The sequence below is a fragment of the Flavonifractor sp. An112 genome (assembly GCF_904377885.1).
Classification (GTDB): Bacteria; Bacillota; Clostridia; order Oscillospirales; family Oscillospiraceae; genus Flavonifractor; species Flavonifractor avicola.
The window spans coordinates 1-19,683 of sequence record NZ_CAJFGT010000031.1; the positions used below are offsets into that span (position 1 = coordinate 1).

A 19,683-nucleotide genomic window follows, 5' to 3' on the forward strand; every position below is an offset into this window, starting at 1 on the left:
GGTCTTGCCGCAGCCGGTGGGGCCCATGAGCAGGATGTTGCTCTTCTGGAGCTCCACATCCTCCCCGCCGCCGAAGTAGATGCGCTTATAGTGGTTGTATACCGCCACGGACAGGGCCACCTTGGCGTCCTCCTGGCCGATGATATACTGATCCAGCACGTCCCGGATCTCCCGGGGGGTGGGGATCACATCGGGGATATCGGGGGACAGGGCCTCCTCCGGGTCGTAGTTGTCGTCCAGAATGCTCATGCACAGGTGGACGCACTCATTGCAGATATAGGCCCCGGGGCCGGCAATGATGCGGGCCACCTGGTCCTGGTGCTTGCCGCAAAAGGAACAGCGTACGCTTTTGCGCTCGTCGTTTTTTGGCATATCGTTACCTCGTCGTACTCTGGATTGGTTGCAGATGGGAGCAGGTAAAAAGCCGGAAAGGGAGCGGGGCGTTTTCTCCCCGCTCCCCCGCAGATTACCGGGAATAGATGACCTTGTCGATCAGGCCAAACTCCTTGGCTTCCTCAGCGGACATGAAGTTGTCGCGCTCACAGGCGGCAGTGACTTCCGCCACATTCTTGCCGGTGTTGTCGGCCAGGATCTGGTTCATACGCTTCTTGATGATCTCCAGGCGCTTGAGGTGGATGGCCATATCAGTGATCTGGCCCTGAGTGCCGGCGGAGGGCTGATGGATCATGATCTCCGCGTTGGGCAGTGCCAGGCGCTTGCCCTTGGCGCCGGAAGAGAGCAGGAAGGCCCCCATGCTGGCCGCCATACCAATGCAGATGGTGGATACATCACACTTGATGTACTGCATGGTATCATAGATGGCCATACCGTCTGTAACAGATCCGCCGGGACTGTTGATATAAAACTGGATATCCTTGTCCGGGTCCTGGGCCTCCAGGTACAGCAGCTGGGCTACCACCAGGCTGGCGGTAGTGGCATTGACCTCCTCGCCCAGGAAGATGATGCGGTCGTTGAGCAGGCGGGAGAAAATGTCGTAGGACCGCTCGCCCCGATTGGTTTGCTCCACTACATAGGGTACTAAGCTCATGATTGCGAAACTCCTTTATTCTGATGTTGGGGCGCCGGGCCTCCCTCTCAGAGACCCGGGCCCCGGACCATCCCCACCCTTGGGCAGGCTTACCTCAAAGTATGCCCGCCTCACGGCGTCTTATTCCTCAGTTTTCTCCTGAGCGGGAGCCTCCTCAGCGGGAGCCTCCTCGGTCTTCTTCTTGGTGGTGCGGCGCTTCTTGGGCTTCTCCTCGCCCTCGGCAGCCTCACCCTCGGCCTCCTCGACCTTCTTCTTGGTGGTCTTCTTCTTGGCGGGAGCCTTGCCCACCTTGGCGCTGTCATAGATGACCTGCTCGGCCTTCTGGATGGCCAGGCCCTTCTTCACGTCCTCAGCGGGAGCGGCAGCCTTCACCTGATCCAGCTCCATGTGGTACTCGTCGGCCAGACGCTTGTACTCGGCCTCCAGGTCCTCGTCGCTGATCTCAATGTTCTCAGCAGCCACAACGGCGCCCAGAGCCAGGTCACGGCGCACCCGCTCCATGGCGGCGGCGGCGGCCTGAGAGCGGACAATGTCGATGGTCATGCCGGTCATAGCCATATACTGCTCGAAGGGGATGCCCTGAGCCTGGATGCGGCGGGCCATATCCTCCACCATCTGGTCGGTCTCGTAGGCCACCATGGCGTCGGGGATCTCAACCTCCATGTTGTCCATGACCTGCTCCATGATAGCGGCCTCAAAGGCGCGCTTGGCCTGGGCCTCACGGCGCTCGGTCAGCTTGTCGGCCAGGTCCTTCTTGAAGGCCTCCAGGGTGTCAAACTCGGACACATCCTTGGCGAACTCGTCATCCACGGTGGGCAGCTGCTTCTCCTTGACCTCGTGGACCTTGACCTTGAACACCACGGGGGCGCCGGCCAGATCCTCGGCGTGATAGTCCTCGGGGAAGGTGACGTTCACGTCCTTCTCGTCGCCGGCCTTGGTGCCAACCAGCTGATCCTCAAAGCCGGGGATGAAGGCGCCGGAACCCAGCTCCAGGCTGTGGCCCTCGGCCTTGCCGCCGTCGAAGGGAACGCCGTCCTTGAAGCCCTCGAAGTCGATGACCACGGTGTCGCCGTTCTGAGCCTCACGCTCCACGGTCACCATACGGCTGGCGCGGTTGATGTAGGGCTTGAGCTCGTTGTCGATGTCCTCGTCGGTGATCTTGACCTCTTCCTTCTCAGCGGTGAGGCCCTTGTACTCGCCCAGCTTCACCTCGGGACGGACAGTGACGGTGGCCTTAAAGGTCAGGCCGTCCTTGCCGGCCTCCAGAACCTCCACGTTGGGCCAGGACACCACGTCCAGCTTCTCCTGCTCCACGGCATCGGCATAGGCCTTGGGATAGAGCTCATTGATGGCATCTTCATAGAACACGCCGGAGCCGAACATACCCTCGATGATCTTCCGGGGAGCCTTGCCCTTCCGGAAGCCGGGCACGTTGATCTTGTTGCGCTGCTTCAGATAAGCCTTCTGGACCGCGGCCTCAAACTCCTCGCCGCCGATCTCGATGACCAGCTCCACGGCGCTCTTTTCCTGCTTCTCGACGCTTTTGACATTCATCTTGTTAACTTCCTCCTGTCAGCCCCGGGGCCCGGACAGGGGTCCAGGACGGGGCAGCTTTCGCGTTATCCGTTATATATTATCAGATGTGCGCGGAAATTGCCATAGTTTTTTTCAATTATTCCAGGATTTTTTGAGGCTGGAACCCCACATAGTCCGCCGCCACCAGATGATAGACCACCGGACCGTACTTTCCTTCCACCGCCAAACGGTGGCTTCCGCCGTGCAGATGGCCGTAATAACAGGCCTCCACCTCATACTTTTCAAGCAGTGCGATGATCTCCGCACAGCGGTAGCCCTGGTACAGGGGCGGGTAGTGGAGAAAACACAGCTTCTTCCTCTCCCCCGCCGCCTTCAGGGAGGCCTCCAGCCGGATCAGTTCCCGGTTGAACACCTTCTGGTCCCCTTTTTCCTCGTAAAACCAGCCCCGGGTGCCGCACAGAGCGTACTCACCGTATTCGTAGCAGTTGTTGTGGAGGATCTTCAGGGTAGAAAAGCCCTTCTCGGCAAAAAAGCGGTTCATCTTGGATGCGGTATTCCACCAGTAGTCATGGTTGCCCTTGAGCATCAGCTTGCGGACGCCGGGCAGGCTGTCCAGAAAGGCAAAGTCGGCCTCCGCCTCCTCCAGGCTCATACCCCAGGACAGATCGCCGCACAGCACCACCGTGTCCTCCGGGCCTACCGCCTGAAAGCCCTCCCGCAGCTTGTCCACATAGCCCTCCCAGCCGCCGCCGAACACGTCCATGGGCTTATTGGAGGCCAGGGAAAGGTGGGTATCGCCAATGACAAACAGGGCCATTTACTTGAGCATCTCCAGCACCTGGTCCACCATGTGCTCCTTGGAGACGGTCTGGTTAAAGCGCACGCTCTTATTCTTGAGGGCAGCCAGAGGAGCAGGCACGGGCACGCCGGTGAGCTCGGCCAGCTGATCCAGGATAGCGGTGCCCTCCGCCAGCTCGGTGACGCCCAGGGCGCCCAGCACGCTGTCGCAGAACTTGAAGGGGCTGGCGGTGGACACCACCACAGCGGGGATCTCGTCGCCGGTCTCCTTCCGGTACTGATCCAGCACGTCAAAGGCAACGGCGGTATGAGGATCGATGAGATACTTGTGCTCCTGCCACATCTGACCGATGACCTTCTGGGTCTGGGCATCATCGCAGCAGCCGGCGGCAAAGATGCGGCTGAGCTTGGTCTGGATGGCAGGGCTTACCTTATACATTCCCACGGTGTTCAGCTGGTTCATATAGCCCCGCACCTCGGCATCGTCATGGTTGCTCAGGGCAAAGAGCATCCGCTCCAGGTTGGAGGAGATCAGGATGTCCATGGAGGGGGACATCGTATTGTAGAAGGTGCGGTTGCGGTCGTACTGACCGGTGCGGATGAAGTCGGTGAGCACGTTGTTGGCATTGGAGGCACAGATCAGCTTATTGATGGGCACGCCCATCTCCTTGGCGTAGTAGGCCGCCAGGATATTGCCGAAGTTGCCGGTGGGGACGCAGACATTGATGGGGTCCCCCTTCTGGATCTTCTCGTCCCGCAGCAGGTCGCAGTAGGCCGAGATGTAGTAGACGATCTGGGGCAGCACCCGGCCCCAGTTGATGGAGTTGGCGGAGGACAGGAAATACTCCCGCTCTGCCAGCTGCTCCCGCAGGGCCTCATCGGAGAAGAGCTTCTTCACGCCGGTCTGGGCATCGTCGAAGTTGCCCACCACGGAGCAGACTCCCACGTTGCCGCCCTCCTGGGTGTTCATCTGCAGCTCCTGGATAGCAGACACGCCGTCCTTGGGATAGAACACCAGAATGCGGGTGCGGTCCACGTCCCGGAAGCCCTCCAGGGCAGCCTTACCGGTGTCGCCGGAGGTGGCCACCAGAATGCACACCGTCTTGGACTCCTGATTCTTCTTCAGGGAGGCGGTAAGCAGGTAAGGCAGCATCTGCAGCGCCATGTCCTTGAAGGCACAGGTGGGGCCGTGCCACAGTTCCAGGCAGTAGGTCTTGTCGTCCACCTGCCGGACAGGAGCCACCTCAGGTACGTCAAACTTGGCGCCACCGTAGGCCTTGCTGGCAAAGGAGGTCAGCTCGGAGGAGGTGAAGTCGTCCAGATAGGAGTTCATCACAAAGACCGCCCGCTGCTGGTAGGACATATCCCGCATGGTATTCAGGCCGTTGGGAGACAGCTTGGGGAACACCTCGGGGGTCATGAGGCCGCCGTCGGCGGCCAGTCCCCGGGCAATGGCCTGAGCTGCGGTGCAGCGGTCCTGTTTGTTTCTCGTGCTTACATAGTACATACTTTGCTCACTACCCTCATCAGATTATTGAAGAACAGATCCTGCACCAGGGCCAGGCCGTAGCCCCGCTCCAGCAGGAAGTGGTAAAGCCGTTCATAGTCCTGGACTCCGGCCATGCTGCCGGCCAGGGGGCTGCATCCGTCCAGATCGCCCCCCAGGGCGATGTTTTTCTCGCCCCCCAGCTCCAGCCAGTGGTCCAGATGGGCGGCAATGGCCTCCAGATCCGCCTTACCGCCCACAAACTCAGCGTAGAGGTTCAGTCCCGCCACGCCGCCATGCTCTATTATGGCAGTAAATTGCTCGTCGGTCAAGTTCCGGGGATGAGAAAACGCAGACCGGCTGTTGGAATGACTGGCAAAAAAGGGACCGGACAGGGTATCCGCCACATCCCAGAAGCCCGGGTCGGACAGATGGGACACATCCACCAGCACTCCCAGCTCCTCCGCTTTGCGGACAAAGGCCTTTCCCTGAACGGTCAAGCCCTTGTCGGTGTCCTCTGCGTTGGTGCCGCCCAGAGCGTTGGCCCGGTTCCAGGTGGGATTGACCGCCCGGACACCCAAAGCACAGGCCTCCTCCAGCCGTTCCACAGAACAGTCCAGCAGCTCTGCCCCCTCTACAGACAGGAAGGCGGCCATCTTCCCGGCGGCGAAGGCCTTCTCCGCCTCCTCTGCCGTCCGGCAGTGGGTAATCACAGAGGCGTTGGCCTCCATTTCCCGGGAAAAGAGCTGGTATTCCCGCTCAAAGGTCTCCCGGGGTGTAAGCCCGGGGAAATCCTCCGGCTGACCAAAAAGGGCAAAGAATTGAGCGTACCGGCGGAAGGCTCTCCCCCGCTCCAGATCCACATGATAGGAATTGCGGCCAAAGCCGCCCCCCTCCAAGCAGCATTTCAGCACCGTATCACAGTGTCCGCCAAAGACGTCGATCTCCGGCAAGGCACCCGCCTCCTTTTAAAACGCATTTTCCCAATAGTGAAACTCCGGTTCCCGGGTAGCCATGCCCTGGGGCGCATACAGCTCCGCCACGTCGAACCGGGGCTGGAGCCCCATATCAGGGTGTTCCGCCAACCAGCACTCCGCCGTGGTACGCAGCTTCTGCTGCTTCCGCCGGTCCACCGCCGCCCGCCCGGGGGCAAAGGAATCATTCTTCCGCAGCTTCACTTCTATAAAGCATAAATACTTGTCAGTCGTTGCAATCAGGTCGATTTCTCCAAACCGGCAGTGATAACCGGCGGCAACGATGGTATAGCCCCGCTGCCGCAGCAGCTCCGCCGTCTTGGCCTCCCCCCAACGGCCCAGCAGCTTGGCCTCTCCCCCGCTCACAGCTTTTTCAGGAAGGTGCGGCGGTGGATGGGACAGGGCCCGTACTGCCGCAGCCGTTCATAGTGGAGTTTTGTGGGATATCCCTTGTGCTGCTCAAAGGCGTACTGGGGGTACTGTTCCGCCATCTCCTCCATGTACCGGTCCCGGCTCACCTTGGCCAGAATGGAGGCGGCGGCAATAGATGCCGACAGGGAATCTCCCTTTACAACTGTTGCGTGGGGCGTGGTGACGGCTCCGTGCTTTCCATGGTCCCGGTTACCGTCGATGAGGGCGAAGTCGGGCCTGACGCTCAAGCCGTCAATGGCCCGCTGCATGGCGTTCATCCGGGCGCTGAGGATATCAGTTTCATCAATCTCCTCCGCCTCTACCCATGCCACGCTCCAGGCCTGGGCCTGCTCTATAATCAGATCGTAGAGCTGATCCCGCTTTTTAGGGGTCAGCTTTTTGGAGTCGTTGAGGCCGGGGATATCTAGTTCCCGGGGCAGGATCACCGCGGCGGCGTACACCCGCCCGGCCAGGGGACCTGCCCCCGCCTCGTCGCAGCCACACACCAGTTCATGGCCCTGGGCCCAGCAGTCCCGCTCCAGTTCCCACAGATCCATATAGTATATCTCCTTTACACCTCTTGGGGAGTCTCCAGGGTAAAGTTACCCAGCTTGCCGCTGCGGTACTCCTCCAGCAGCACCCGGGCCATACGCTCGGTGTCCACCTCGCCGCCGGAGATCAAGAAGCCCCGCTTGCGGCCGCAGGCCTCCAGCAGCTCCCAGCCAGCTAAACCGGGCTGGGGCTCCACCTTGTAGCGGTCGGTGATGGCCTGGGGATACCGCTGTCCCAAAATCTCCATCAGGTGGCAGGCCAGGGTCTCCCGGTCCATGATTTCATCCTTCACCGCCCCGGTAAAGGCCAGGTGCATTCCGGTGATCTCGTCCTCAAACTTGGGCCAGAGAATGCCGGGGGTGTCCAGCAGGTCCAGGCCCGGGTCCACGTTGACCCACTGCTTGCCCCGGGTGACGCCGGGCTTGTTGCCCGCCTTGGCGGACTTCTTTTTGGCCACCTGATTGATGAAGGTGGACTTGCCTACGTTGGGCACCCCCACCACCATGGCCCGCACCGGGCGGCCCACCAGGCCTTTGGCCTTCCACTGCTCGATCTTGTCCTTCAGGGCGGACTTGATAGCGGCGGAGAATTGATTGACTCCCTTGCCGTCCCGGGCGTTGGTCTCCATGACCCACCAGCCCCGCTGGCGGAACCAGTCCCCCCACACCTTGTTCATGGCCGGGTCGGCCTGATCCGCCCGGTTGAGGATGATGAGCCGGGGCTTGTCGCCCACAATCTCATCGATATCCGGGTTGCGGCTGGAAATGGGAATGCGGGCATCGATGATCTCCGCCACCAGGTCCACCAGCTTCAGATCCGCCTGGATCTGCCGCCGGGTCTTTGTCATATGGCCGGGATACCATTGGATGTTCATGCTCCCGCCTCCTTTGGTTTGGTTAGAATAGATTTTATGCTCCATTATACACAAGATATAGTAGTTTGAAAAGAGCAAACACGCACAAAAAAGCGGCTCCGGATCAATCCGGAGCCGCTTTGCGGAACAGAGAATTTACTTGAGCCAGCCGACAGAGACACAGGAGCTGAGGCCGTACCAGGTCACGTTGCGGCCCAGGCCCTCAAAGAGGGCGCGCACGCCCACATACTCCACACCGTTGACGGTCTTGATCTCCACCTCAGCGGTCTTGTCCTCCACAGTGATGGTGGCCTTGGAGCCGTCCCGGGTCACAGTGGCGGTCAGTCCGTTGACCAGGTCGCTCAGCGGCGCATAGATCGTGCCGGGCTCAGTGTAGAAGGGACTGTTAAAGGTCAGGGGCAGGCCGTTCCACATAATGGTGGGCTTGCTGTTGTCCCGGGTAAAGACTACCTCGCCGCCGGAGACCGTCATCAGGGCCTGGGTGTCCTTGATGTCCTCCTCGGGGCAGGTCATAATATCGCGGTCCAGCACCACGAAGTCGGCCAGCTTGCCAACCTCCAGGGAGCCCTTGATGTCCTCGTTGAACTCGCCGTAGGCCGCCCAGATGGTGAAGGAGCGCAGGGCCTCCTCCCGGGTCATGCACTGCTCGGCATGCCAGCCCTCGGGCGGCTCGCCCAGACGGTCCTTGCGGGTGACCGCGGCATACAGGCCATGGTAGGGATTGACCAGTTCCACGGGGGCGTCGGAGCCGTTGATGATGATACTGCCGCTGTCAATGATGGTGCGCCAGGCGTAGGCGCCCTTCAGCCGCTCGGCGCCGATGCGGTCCTCGGCCACCAGCATATCGGAGGTGGCGTGGGTGGTCTGCATGGAGGGCAGGACCCCCATATCAATGGCCCGCTGGATGTCTTCCAGGGTCAGGATCTGGAAGTGCTCGATGCGCAGGCGGGGATCCTCTCTGGGATTCTCCTCCATCACCCGCTCATAGGCGTCCAGCAGCTGGTGGTTGGCGCCGTCGCCGATGGCGTGGCTGCCCGTCTGATAGCCGTTATCATAGGCCAGCTTCACCAGCTGGTACATCTCCTCGTCGGAGGATCTGTAATTGCCCAGATGACCGGCCCGGTCGCTGTACTCCTCCAGCATGGCGGCGGAGCGGGCCCCCAGGGAGCCGTCGCTGAACAGCTTGACCGCCCGGACGTCCATGTGTTCATTATACAGACCGTCCTGAGGCTTATTGTTGCGCAGATAATCGGCCTGAGCCCCCTCGGTGGAGGACAGGGACATCAGAATATAAGCGCGCAGCTTCAGACTGCCGTCCTCATACAGGGGCTTGTACACCTCGTTCAGGGTCTCCACGGAGGTGCCGGCGTTCATGGCCGAAGTGAGCCCGTAGGAGAACAGCTGATCCTGGGCCAGCAGCAGGGCCTGCTTCTGCTCCTCGATGGAGAACGCGGGGAGCAGGGCGCTGATCGGACTCATGGCGGTATCGGTCACACAGCCCAGCAGTTCTCCGTCCTCCGTCTTCAGATACTCGCCGCCCTGGGGATTTGGGGTATCCTTCGTGATGCCCGCCAGCTCAAAAGCCATGGAGTTCACCCAGCACATATGGCCGTCCGCCCGGGTGAGGTACACCGGGTTGTTGGGGGCCACCGCGTCCAGCTCCTCCTTGGTGGGATAGTCGCTGTCCTCCCACACGGTGTTCATCCAGCCCCGGCCGCGGATCCACTCGCCGGGCTGGGCCGCGTCGGCCGCCTCCTTCACCGCGGCCAGAATGTCCTCCTTGGGTTTCCAGAAGGCATCGATCTGAAGCAGGCTTTCGCCAAGACCGTTGATATGCATATGGCCCTCGATCAGGCCGGGGATCACGGTGTTGCCGCCCAGATCCACCACCTTGGTGCCGGCGCCGATGTAGGCCTCCACACCGGCCTCATCGCCCACATAGACCAGCCGGTCGCCCTTGACGGCAATGGCGCTGGCCACGGTGAACTCCTCATCCACCGTATAAATATTGCCGTTGCGGTATACACTGTCGGCAGCTTCGGGTGCCGCCGCAGAGGCGGGGAAGAGGGAGAGAAGCATGGTAAGTGCCAAAATCGTGCCAAGAATGCGTCCAAAGCCTTTGCGTGACATGAATTTCGCCTCCTATTTGATTCTTCTTTCTCAGTTTCCCGGTGTGTGCGATTGGGCCTATCCTCCTTTCCTCTTGCTCTTGCCTGTAGCGTATCATGAAGCATTTTCTTTTGCAAGACGGTTTTTCAAAAGTCCATTTATGCCTCTGTATTCCTCTATTCTGTCTGAAACCATTTAAAAACCTTAAAAATATTTCAGTTTCTTTATGAATTATAACCAAAACAAGAATATCAAACTTCGTCGTTCTCAATTTGGAAATGCATTTTTGTGCAAGATGGCAAATAGTTTGCATATTCTAACCACTTTTAGACATAAAAAAAGAGAGAGGCAACTGCCTCTCTCCTTTTTCGGATAAATCCAATGCGATTAGATGCGCTCCTTAACCTTGGCGCTCTTACCCACGCGGTCACGCAGATAATACAGCTTGGCGCGGCGCACCTTACCCTTGCGGACGATCTCGATCTTGTCCACAGCGGGAGCGTGGATGGGGAACACCTTCTCCACACCAACGCCGTAGGACACGCGGCGAACAGTGATGGTCTCCTCGATGCCGCCGTGCTTCTTGGCGATCACGGTGCCCTCAAAGACCTGGATACGCTCGCGGTTGCCTTCCTTGATGTGCACGTGCACACGGACGGTGTCGCCCACATTGGCCACGGGGGGCTCAGCCTTCTGATACTTGGCGCTGAAAGCCTGCATAAGATCCATTTGATTTTCCTCCTGTTGATAGGCGTTCTTACCGGCCATATTCCCGCCGTCCTTCTCTGGACAGCAGCCGCAGAGGACCGCCCTTTATTGAGTCCGAGATAGTATATCATGCCCCGCCACAAATTGCAAGCAGATTTTTCATTTTTTCTTGGTTTTCCGCAGCGGGATGGCAGACAGCCACAGAGCAACCAGCAGCAAGGTCAGGTTGCCCTCCCCTACCCGCCACAGCAACAGCGCCCCCATGGTCAGGCCCATGGACAGCCCAACGGAAAGCAGGCCCACCACCGGCTGTGCCCAGTCCTCCCTGCCCGCCAGGGTCAGCAGGCAGCTCAGCGCCCGGCCTCCGTCCAGCGGCCCCACCGGCAGCAGATTAAACAGGCCCAGAGCCAGATGGAGGCCGGTAAAGCACCACCAGGTCTCCCCCAGTCCCGAACAGAGCCAGGCACACAGCAGGTTGACCGCCGGTCCGGCCAGGGCGGCCGCCAGCTCCCGGGCGGGGCCCAGGGGACAGCGTGCAGACAGGGCCATCTCCGCCCCCACGCAGGAGAGTTTCAGCCGGGCCACTCTGCCTCCCAGCAGCCGGATGGCGGCATAATGGCCCAGCTCATGGAGGGCGCAGGCCGCCAAAGCCTGGGGCACCAACCCCCCGCTGTCCAGATAGTACAGCAGGGCCCACAGCAGCAGGGCCCCTGCCGTGATCTCCACACGCCCCCATCTCATTCAGTTGGTCTCGATATAGTAGATGGGATTGATCCGCACCCCGTTGAACCGCAACTCCAGATGCAAATGGGGTCCGGTGGTGTTGCCGGTGTCGCCGGACAGGGCCACCGTGTCCCCTGCCTTCACCGTCTGGCCCTGACTGACCAGCAGCTGACTGCAATGGGCGTAAAAGCTCTTTACCCCGTTGGCGTGGCTGATCTGGAGATAGAGGCCGTACTGATCGGGGTCGTCGCCGATATAGTCTACCACCCCATCGGCAAAGGCCTTGACCTGGGTACCGGTGTTCACTGCCAGATCCACCCCGTTGTGGAACTTCTCCTCCCCGTCCACCGGGTGCTCCCGCCAGCCAAAGGGTGAGGTGAGCACCCCCATCACCGGGCTCACTGTCTCCCCCACATCCAGCCGGTACTTATCCATGGAGGTGTTGTCCGGCAGAGCGGGACCGGTGTAGTCCACGTGCTCCACCGCCGGTTCCGGGGTGGGAGTCGGCTCTGGGGTGACCTCCGGCTGTGGCGCCGGTGTGGCGGCCACCGCCGGGGTCGCCTGGGGGTCGATCTTCAGCCCCAGGGTCCCGGTGCCTTCCTGACGGCCAAAGCCGCTGAGCCAGGCAGCCTGGGCGGCATAGAGGGCGTTCTCCCCCGCCGTTCCGCCGGTCTTGGCCTCTTCCCCGCCCAGCATCTGGCTCCAGGCATCCCCCAGGGTATCCAACATCGGCTCTCCCTTGGAGATAGACTGGCCCAGGTCGGCAAAGACCGCCTGAAAATCCGTGTCCCCCCGCAGCAGTCCCAGCACCTGCTCCCGCAGGTCGGCGATCCGCTCCGGGAAGATCCCTTTTCCGATAAATACCGCCAAAAACAGTGCCAGACAGACCACCAGCTGGGTGATCCGCCGCCTCTCCCGTGGGCCCAGCACTGTTTTTCCCTTCTTTTGTCCCGTTCTTCTGCTGGCAACCCTGCTTCGCTGCTCTCTCATGCCGGCCCGCATCCCTTCTGTATGAGTGTGGGCTATCTATATGCGGCAGAGCAGTGGTTTATGCGGACAACCCGATTTAAGGTTTGCCCCCCATGATGGCGTCCCAGTACCGTTTGGCGGCCTGTTCCACCTTGTTATCTCCGTACTGATAATAGTGACTGCCCGCCAGAGCGTCGGGCAGATACTGCTGTTTCACCCAGTGGTTGGGGAAATCGTGGGGGTAGAGGTACCCCTGCTCCCGCTCCATCCCGGCCGAATCGGCGTGGACGTTCTGGAGGTGCCGGGGATAGTCCCCCGTCTTGCCCTTGCGGATGTCAGCCTGGGCGGCGGCAATGGCCTTGTACACCGAGTTGGACTTGGGGGCGGTGGCCAGCAGGATGGCCGCCTGGGCCAGAGGCAGCCGGGCCTCGGGCAGGCCCAGCTGGAGGGCGTTGTCCACCAGAGCCTTAACGATGAGGGCCGCCTGGGGATAGGCCATGCCTACATCCTCGCTGGCCGAGCACAGCAGCCGCCGGATTGCAGTGATCAGATCCCCCGCCTCCAGCAGCCGGGCCAGATAGTGGCAGGCGGCATCCGGGTCGGAGCCCCGGAGGGACTTCATCAGGGCGGAGGCAATGTCGTAGTGGTCGTCCCCCTCCCGGTCATACCGCATGGCGGAGCGCTGAGCCACCGTCTGGGCGTCGGCCAGAGTGACAAGGAGCTTTCCTTGCTCCCGCTTGGCGGAGTTGAGGAGCAGCTCCACCGCGTTCATGGCCTTGCGCACGTCCCCGCCGCAGGCGGAGGCGATATGCTCCTTCACGCCCTCCTCGCACACTACCTCGCCCTCCAGCCGCTCCCCCATGAGTCGGATGCCCCGCTCCACGGCGGGCAGCACGTCGGCGGCGGTGAGGGGTTTGAATTCAAAGACGCTGGAGCGGCTGAGCACCGCGTTATAGACATAGAAGTAGGGATTCTCGGTGGTAGAAGCGATCAGGGTGATCTTGCCGTTCTCCATGAACTCCAGCAGAGACTGCTGCTGTTTCTTATTAAAATACTGGATCTCGTCCAGGTAGAGCAGCACCCCGTCGGGGGCCAGCATGGTGCCGATCTGAGCAGCCATGATCTCCTTGATGTCGGAGATGGAGGCGGTGGTGGCGTTGAGCCGGTGGAGGGGCCGGTTGGTGCGCTTGGCGATGATGTTAGCCACCGTGGTCTTGCCGGTGCCCGATGGGCCGTAAAACACCAGATTGGGGATGTTGCCTCCCTCAATGATGCGGCGGAGCAACCCTCCCTCCCCCAATATGTGGCGCTGGCCCACCACCTCGTCCAGAGATTGAGGCCGGATCTCGTCCGCCAAAGGCCGGTATGTCATGGGAACGACCTCCCTTAAAAGCAGAATGGAGCGGAATTACTTCCGCTCCATGCCATTTTGAACCTTTCACAAAGGTTCAAAATGTATTTGACTGAACGCGAAAGACAACCCTGACGGTTTTCTTTCACACTATCTTTCCCTCCGAAACCTTAACCCCGGAGGTTCCTTCCTCAGTCCAAGCAGAATGGAGCGGAATTACTTCCGCTCCATTCTAACACGCGTTCGAGTATTCGTAAAGGGAACGGGGCGGGAAAATTCCCGTCCCACGGGATGTTTCAGCTCCCGGAGCGCGGGGTCACCTGCCTGGTTGTCAGGTCCAGCTGGTACTGCACCCCGTCTACTGTGTAAGAAAACGTGTCCTGGCTGTCGTTCACCGACCAGTCAGAGCCTATCTTGGCCGCCGACAGCACCTGCACCCGTCCGTCCCGGTAGATGACCAGCAGTTCCTCGGAAAAATGCATCATATTCCGGTGGCGGATGGCCAGGACGGTGCCCCAGGGCGTATCCGCCTGGAACTCCGGGATGTTGGTGCCGGGGTCGCCCTTGTGGAACACCTCCCACAGCTCCTGCTGATAGGCCGCCTCCTCCAGCTTGATCACGTTGCCCTTGGTGGCACTCACCGGGGCGTCCTTATACAGCCGCAGGAAGGTAACTGCCGCCTGCTCCCGGCTGTAGGTGCCCAGCGGGTCAAAGGTCAGCGCGGAGGTAGAGGTGCTTCCCATGATGTCCAGTCCCACCACGGAAGCAATGCTGTCTATGGCCCAGATGGCCATTTCGCTATAGTCGGTATAGCCGCTGTACAGCGCAATCCGGTGGTCCTCCGGGTCCAGCTTCTGATAGACCCGGGCCAACAGACAGGCCGCCTCCTGCCGGGTAATGGTACCCTCCGGGTCATAGAGGGTGCCGTCCCCCTTGCCGTTGACCAGGCCCATGTGGTAGGCAGCCTGGATATAGCCTCGCTGCTCTCCCGTGGGCAGATCTGTGAAGCAGGAGCCGCTCTTCTCATCGGAGAACCGCTGCCACCAGGTCAGCCCGTCGCCGAAGTCCTCCTCCCCCCAGAATTCGTCGTTGCGGTCGGGGCAGTAGGTCATATAGTCGTTGACCAGCTGCTCATCGGTTCGGCCATAGGTCACGGCCAGATAGCGGATGACCATCATGGCAAACTCGCCTCGGGTCATAGGCTGCTGCCAATCCTCCTGAAGGGACTGGGGCACCAGGCCAACCTCCACCGCACGGCTCACCTCCTCTTCCGCCCAGGGAGAGGGGCCGTCCTCCACCGCCATGGCAGTAGGCAGGCAGCCCAGCAGCAATGCCAGGGAAAGGGCTAGAGATGCAATTCGTTTCATGATCATGACCTTCCTTTCTGCTTGGACGTTTCTAATCTTATTCTACTACAAAAACCCTCCAGCCGGGGCATTTGTGACAGGATTTTTATAAAAATTTCAGAAATGACACAAGGCCGCCCGAAGGCGGCCTTGTGAACAGCGCTTATTCGTACAGGGGGTATTTGGCGGTGAGCTGGGCCACCTGGGCACGCAGGTTCTCCTGGTTGCCCTCGAAGTTGGTAGCGGTCTGCCACATGACCTGGGCGATGACCTTCATGTCCTCCTCCACAAAGCCCCGGCTGGTGGCGGCGGGAGTGCCCACCCGGATACCGGAGGTGACGAAGGGCTTCTCGGGGTCATTGGGGATGGCGTTCTTGTTGACGGTGATGTTGACCTCGTCCAGGCGGTGCTCCATCTCCTTGCCGGTGAGGTGGGCGGGCCGCAGATCCACCAGCATCAGGTGGTTATCGGTGCCGCCGGACACCAGATCAAAGCCCTCCTTCAGCAGGGCGTCCGCCAGGGCGGCGGCGTTCTTCACGATCTGCTCCTGGTAGGTCTTAAACTCCGGCTTGAGGGCCTCGCCCAGAGCCACTGCCTTGGCGGCAATGATGTGCTCCAGAGGGCCGCCCTGGCTGCCCGGGAAGATGGCTGAGTCGATCTTCTTGGCCAGCTCCTCCTTGCACAGGATCATGCCGCCCCGGGGACCCCGGAGGGTCTTGTGGGTGGTGGTGGACACCACGTCGGCATAGGGCACCGGGTTGGGATGGAGCCCGGCGGCCACCAGACCGGCGATGTGTGCCATATCCACAAAGAGGTAGGCCCCCACCTCATGGGCGATGTCGGCAAAGGTCTTGAAGTCGATGATGCGGGGATAGGCGGAGGCGCCGGCCAGGATCATCTTGGGCTGATGCTTCTTGGCCAGATCCCGGACCTGGTCGTAGTCAATATACCCCTGCTCATTGACGCCATAGGCCACCATGTTGTAGTTCTTGCCGGAGAAGTTGACGGGAGAGCCGTGGGTCAGGTGGCCGCCGTTGGCCAGATCCATGCCCAGCACGGTGTCGCCGTGCTCGCACAGAGCCTGATAGACCGCGAAATTGGCGTTGGCGCCGCAGTGGGGCTGCACATTGGCGTGGTCGGCTCCGAAGAGCTGGCAGGCCCGCTTGCGGGCGATCTCCTCCACCACGTCCACGCACTGGCAGCCGCCGTAGTACCGCTTGCCGGGATAGCCCTCGGCATATTTATTGGTGAGCACCGTGCCCGCCGCGGCCAGCACCGCCTGGCTGACGAAGTTCTCAGAGGCGATGAGCTCAATGTTGCGCTGCTGCCGGGCGTACTCCGCCTCAACGGCCTGACCTACCTCCGGGTCCTGGGCGGTAAGAAACTCCATGATATCCTTGACCAATGTCTGTCGCCACCTTTCAAAATTTTAGCGATTTAACTCATTATACCGGATGATTCCCAAAATTACAATCGTCACCATAGGAAAAACCCTCTCGTTTTTTGCTGCGTTGTGTGTTATATTGTCTAACGAGGTGATCCTATGAAAGACCATCAGGATGTCATTGCCATTGTGGAGGAGCTCAAGCGCCTCTACCCCGACGCCCTGTGTTCCCTGCAATATCCCAAGCCCTATGAGCTGCTCTTCGCCGTCCGTCTGGCTGCCCAGTGCACCGACGAGCGGGTCAATATGGTCACGCCCGCCCTGTACGCCCGCTTCCCCACTCTGGAATCCCTGGCGGAGGCCGACGTCAGCGAGGTGGAGACCTACATCCACTCCACCGGCTTCTTCCGGGCCAAGGCCCGGGACATCGTGGCCGCCGCCAGGATGCTGGTGGATGTGTACGGCGGCGTGGTACCCGACAATATGGAGGACCTGCTAAAGCTGCCCGGCGTGGGCCGCAAGACCGCCAATCTGATCCTGGGCGACGTATACAAGACCCCCGGCGTGGTGGTGGCCGACACCCACTGCATCCGCATTACCGGCCTGCTGGGCCTCACCGACGGCACCAAGGACCCGGTCAAGACCGAGATGCAGCTGCGGAAAATCCTTCCCCCGGAGGAATCCAGCGACTTCTGCCACCGGATGGTGCTCCACGGCCGGGCGGTGTGCGTGGCCCGGCGGCCCGACTGCCAAAACTGTACCCTGCGGCCCTGGTGCGATCATTTCCAGAAGAGCGTTGGAGATTAAGCCGATTAGTTCCAAATAGTTTCGCCCTGTTGGGCGAGTGCCTTTCTGTGCGGACAGAAAGGCACCAAAGAACCGTCAAAGGGGAGAGGGATTTCGATTTCCCTCTCCCCTTTGAAATCCCCTCTCCTTAAAACGACCAATCAGGGGGGAGACTGCGGTCTCCCCCCTATTGGATGTACCCCCCCTGGGGACGGGCCGATGAGGACATCGGCCCCTACATCAATCTTGGAAGTCTGTTTGTAGGGGCGGGCGCCCACACCCGCCCGCCCATCCCATCTAGTCGAATTTTGTGCGTGCAATTTTGTGCACTCTCCCATATTCCACCCAAACTTTCATACTATATATCCAAGATGCGTGCAATCGCACGCAAAGCAGGATGGAGGTGTGAAAGACATGGGAAAAGAAGTCAAACACATTGGCTTACGGGTCACGCCTGAGATCCATCAGAAACTGCGGTATATTGCATCTTATGAGGGCAGAACCATCAATGGACAGGCACATTATCTGATCCAAAGCTGCATCCGGGAATTTGAAAAGGAGCACGGGCCGATTCCGGCGGAGGCATCAAAATGAGCGGGCCGCTGGGCTTTGTGCTGGACCTGCTCTTCCCGCCCAAGTGCGTGTTCTGCGGGAAGGTGCTGGACTCCGGCGAAAGCGGCTTCTGCCGGCGCTGCCAGCGGGAACTGCCCTGGCTCACCGACGGCGAAGCGGAACTGACAGGGGAATTTTTCTCTCTGTGTGCCGCGCCGCTGCGCTATCAGGCTAAGGTGCGGGATTCCATCCACCGGTACAAATTCAAAGGACGCCGTGGCTATCATAAAGTATACGGCAAATTGGTGGCCCAGTGTGTCCATGATCATTTGGACGGGCGGTACGATCTCATCACCTGGGTGCCTCTCTCCGACCGGCGAAAGAGGGAGCGTGGCTATGATCAGGCCTTCCTGCTGGCCAGCGCCGCCGCTCTGGAGCTGGGAGATGTGGCGGTGGAGACCCTGCGGAAGGAGCGGAATACCGATCCCCAGTCCGGCATCACCGAGGATGCCCAGCGCCGGGCCAATGTACTGGGCGCCTATACCCCGGTGGACCCGGAGCTGGTGGCGGGAAAGCGGGTCCTGCTCATTGACGATGTGGTAACCACCGGTTCCACCCTGTCCGAATGCGCCCGCACCCTGCGTACCATGGGGGCAGAGGATGTGGTGTGCGCCGCCCTGGCCCGGGCCAGATAGGCGGACTGACCGGTCATCTGCCGGGAAAATTCAGAAAATTAGCGGAAATTTACGTTGAAATGGCGGGCATACTTCTGTATAATATAGAGGATTCAGACTGGGGCATTGCATCCAGTCTTGTTTGACTGAGTTGGCTTTCTGGTCAGTCATCACCATTCATCATACAGAGTAAAACGTCGAGGTGCAGGTATGTTCAGTAAAGATATCGGTATCGACCTGGGTACTGCTTCTATCCTGGTCTATGTAAAGGGCAAGGGCGTGGTCCTGCGGGAGCCCTCCGTGGTGGCCATTGACAAGAATACGGGCAAGCTGCTCAAAGTAGGCACTGAGGCTCAGCAGATGCTGGGCCGTACTCCCGGCAACATCGTGGCCATCCGTCCCCTGCGGGAGGGCGTCATCTCCGACTATGACATGACCGAGCGGATGCTCAAGGAGTTTATCCGGAAGGTGACCTCCTTCCGGCTCTTCAAGCCCCGCATCGTCATCTGCGTCCCCTCCGGTATCACCGAGGTGGAGGAGCGGGCCGTCATCGACGCCGGCATCCAGGCCGGCGCCCGCCGGGTCTACCTCATTGAGGAGCCCGTGGCCGCCGCCATCGGCGCCGGTATCGACATTGCCAAGCCCGACGGACATATGATCGTGGACATCGGCGGCGGCACCACCGATATCGCCGTCATCTCTCTGTCCGGCATCGTGGAGTCCACCTCCATCAAGATTGCCGGCGATCAGTTTGACGAGGCCATTGTCAAGTATATCCGCCGCAAGCACAATGTGCTCATCGGCGAGCGCACCGCTGAGGAGCTGAAGATGCAGATCGGCTGCGTCTTCCCCCGCCCCGAGGAGCAGACCGTGGAGATCAAGGGCCGCTGCCTGATGACCGGCCTGCCCCGGGTGTTCTCCGTGTCCTCCAGCGAGATGATCGAGGCCTTTGAGGAGGTCTCCACCCGCATCCTGGAGGCCATCCACGGCGTGCTGGAGCGCACCCCTCCCGAGCTGGTGGCCGATATCTCCACCAACGGTATCTGCATGACCGGCGGCGGCTCCCTGGTCTGGGGCTTCGACAAGCTTATCGAATCCCACACCGGCATTGAGACCCACGTGGCCGACGACGCCATCTCCTGTGTGGCCTACGGCACCGGCAAGAGCCTGGACGACGTGGACTCCATGCAGGACGGTACCATCAACCTGTCCCGCCGCAAGCAGATGAATTAAATCCTGCCGATTTTCTTCCGGAGTGCTGCAATTCTTGCAGCACTCCGTTTTTTTGCTCGATGTTCGTCAAAAAATATCATACTTGACTTTTGGCCTTTTAAGTGCTAAACTGCAAAATCAGTATAAGTGCTTCCTGTATCTCTCAGATATGGGGGTGCAAACAAGGAAA

The 19,683-nt window shown here is 60.4% G+C and carries 20 protein-coding genes; 4 read left to right on the plus strand and 16 right to left on the minus strand.

The window, feature by feature from the left end; genetic code table 11:
- The 16 genes from IHN22_RS06300 to glyA form a co-directional block, all read right to left on the minus strand.
- A partial coding sequence (locus IHN22_RS06300) for a ClpX C4-type zinc finger protein (protein WP_300985718.1) occupies positions 1 to 372 on the minus strand: 372 nt, incomplete at its 3' end.
- A 94-nt stretch (positions 373 to 466) separates the two neighbouring features.
- Positions 467 to 1,048, minus strand: coding sequence for an ATP-dependent Clp protease proteolytic subunit (locus tag IHN22_RS06305; protein ID WP_087187897.1), 582 nt, complete (start codon positions 1,046 to 1,048; stop codon positions 467 to 469).
- A gap of 120 nt (positions 1,049 to 1,168) precedes the next feature.
- Positions 1,169 to 2,602: a trigger factor gene (tig, locus tag IHN22_RS06310; protein WP_191434207.1), complete on the minus strand. Its 1,434-nt coding sequence runs from the start codon at positions 2,600 to 2,602 to the stop codon at positions 1,169 to 1,171.
- Between the two features lie 118 nt (positions 2,603 to 2,720).
- The gene (locus IHN22_RS06315) at positions 2,721 to 3,401 is read right to left on the minus strand and encodes a metallophosphoesterase (RefSeq protein WP_087187895.1); all 681 of its coding nucleotides are present in this window, start codon (positions 3,399 to 3,401) and stop codon (positions 2,721 to 2,723) included.
- A complete protein-coding gene (thrC, locus tag IHN22_RS06320) occupies positions 3,402 to 4,889 on the minus strand; it encodes a threonine synthase (RefSeq protein WP_191434208.1) in 1,488 nt (495 codons plus the stop codon).
- Positions 4,877 to 5,821: a dipeptidase gene (locus IHN22_RS06325; RefSeq protein WP_191434210.1), complete on the minus strand. Its 945-nt coding sequence runs from the start codon at positions 5,819 to 5,821 to the stop codon at positions 4,877 to 4,879. The genes thrC and IHN22_RS06325 overlap by 13 nt, the downstream gene beginning before the upstream one ends.
- Before the next feature lie 15 nt (positions 5,822 to 5,836).
- A complete protein-coding gene (locus IHN22_RS06330) occupies positions 5,837 to 6,208 on the minus strand; it encodes a YraN family protein (protein WP_087389427.1) in 372 nt (123 codons plus the stop codon).
- Entirely contained in the window at positions 6,205 to 6,810 is a 606-nt protein-coding gene (locus tag IHN22_RS06335) for a ribonuclease HII (protein WP_191434212.1), read from the minus strand. Before IHN22_RS06335 ends, IHN22_RS06330 begins: the two co-directional genes overlap by 4 nt.
- 14 nt (positions 6,811 to 6,824) lie before the next feature.
- Complete coding sequence (gene ylqF / locus IHN22_RS06340; RefSeq protein ID WP_087389429.1) at positions 6,825 to 7,679, minus strand: ribosome biogenesis GTPase YlqF; 855 nt, start codon at positions 7,677 to 7,679, stop codon at positions 6,825 to 6,827.
- Positions 7,680 to 7,814: 135 nt separating this feature from the next.
- Positions 7,815 to 9,809, minus strand: coding sequence for an amidohydrolase family protein (locus IHN22_RS06345; protein WP_191434214.1), 1,995 nt, complete (start codon positions 9,807 to 9,809; stop codon positions 7,815 to 7,817).
- Positions 9,810 to 10,175: 366 nt separating this feature from the next.
- Complete coding sequence (gene rplS / locus IHN22_RS06350) at positions 10,176 to 10,517, minus strand: 50S ribosomal protein L19 (RefSeq protein ID WP_087187964.1); 342 nt, start codon at positions 10,515 to 10,517, stop codon at positions 10,176 to 10,178.
- 138 nt (positions 10,518 to 10,655) lie between these two features.
- On the minus strand, positions 10,656 to 11,222 hold the full coding sequence (locus IHN22_RS06355; RefSeq protein WP_300985728.1) for a site-2 protease family protein: 567 nt from the start codon (positions 11,220 to 11,222) through the stop codon (positions 10,656 to 10,658).
- Between the two features lie 15 nt (positions 11,223 to 11,237).
- Positions 11,238 to 12,149 carry a M23 family metallopeptidase gene (locus IHN22_RS06360; protein WP_300985730.1) on the minus strand — a complete coding sequence of 304 codons (912 nt, stop codon included), beginning with the start codon at positions 12,147 to 12,149 and terminating at the stop codon, positions 11,238 to 11,240.
- 136 nt (positions 12,150 to 12,285) lie between these two features.
- Positions 12,286 to 13,560 (minus strand): replication-associated recombination protein A, encoded by a 1,275-nt coding sequence (locus IHN22_RS06365; protein ID WP_191434218.1) that lies wholly within the window; start codon positions 13,558 to 13,560, stop codon positions 12,286 to 12,288.
- Positions 13,561 to 13,835: 275 nt separating this feature from the next.
- Positions 13,836 to 14,906 (minus strand): S-layer homology domain-containing protein, encoded by a 1,071-nt coding sequence (locus IHN22_RS06370; RefSeq protein ID WP_207733070.1) that lies wholly within the window; start codon positions 14,904 to 14,906, stop codon positions 13,836 to 13,838.
- 142 nt (positions 14,907 to 15,048) lie between these two features.
- The gene (gene glyA, locus IHN22_RS06375) at positions 15,049 to 16,290 is read right to left on the minus strand and encodes a serine hydroxymethyltransferase (RefSeq protein WP_300985734.1); all 1,242 of its coding nucleotides are present in this window, start codon (positions 16,288 to 16,290) and stop codon (positions 15,049 to 15,051) included.
- Between the two features lie 138 nt (positions 16,291 to 16,428).
- Here glyA and nth point away from each other — a divergent pair, with 138 nt between their 5' ends.
- The 4 genes from nth (at position 16,429) to mreB (ending at position 19,514) form a co-directional block, all read left to right on the plus strand.
- Complete coding sequence (gene nth / locus IHN22_RS06380) at positions 16,429 to 17,076, plus strand: endonuclease III (protein WP_087187883.1); 648 nt, start codon at positions 16,429 to 16,431, stop codon at positions 17,074 to 17,076.
- Between the two features lie 393 nt (positions 17,077 to 17,469).
- Complete coding sequence (locus IHN22_RS06385) at positions 17,470 to 17,649, plus strand: hypothetical protein (RefSeq protein WP_087398611.1); 180 nt, start codon at positions 17,470 to 17,472, stop codon at positions 17,647 to 17,649.
- On the plus strand, positions 17,646 to 18,302 hold the full coding sequence (locus IHN22_RS06390) for a ComF family protein (RefSeq protein ID WP_087268487.1): 657 nt from the start codon (positions 17,646 to 17,648) through the stop codon (positions 18,300 to 18,302). The genes IHN22_RS06385 and IHN22_RS06390 overlap by 4 nt, the downstream gene beginning before the upstream one ends.
- 189 nt (positions 18,303 to 18,491) lie before the next feature.
- Positions 18,492 to 19,514 (plus strand): rod shape-determining protein, encoded by a 1,023-nt coding sequence (gene mreB / locus IHN22_RS06395; protein ID WP_007494905.1) that lies wholly within the window; start codon positions 18,492 to 18,494, stop codon positions 19,512 to 19,514.
- Positions 19,515 to 19,683: the final 169 nt, after the last annotated feature.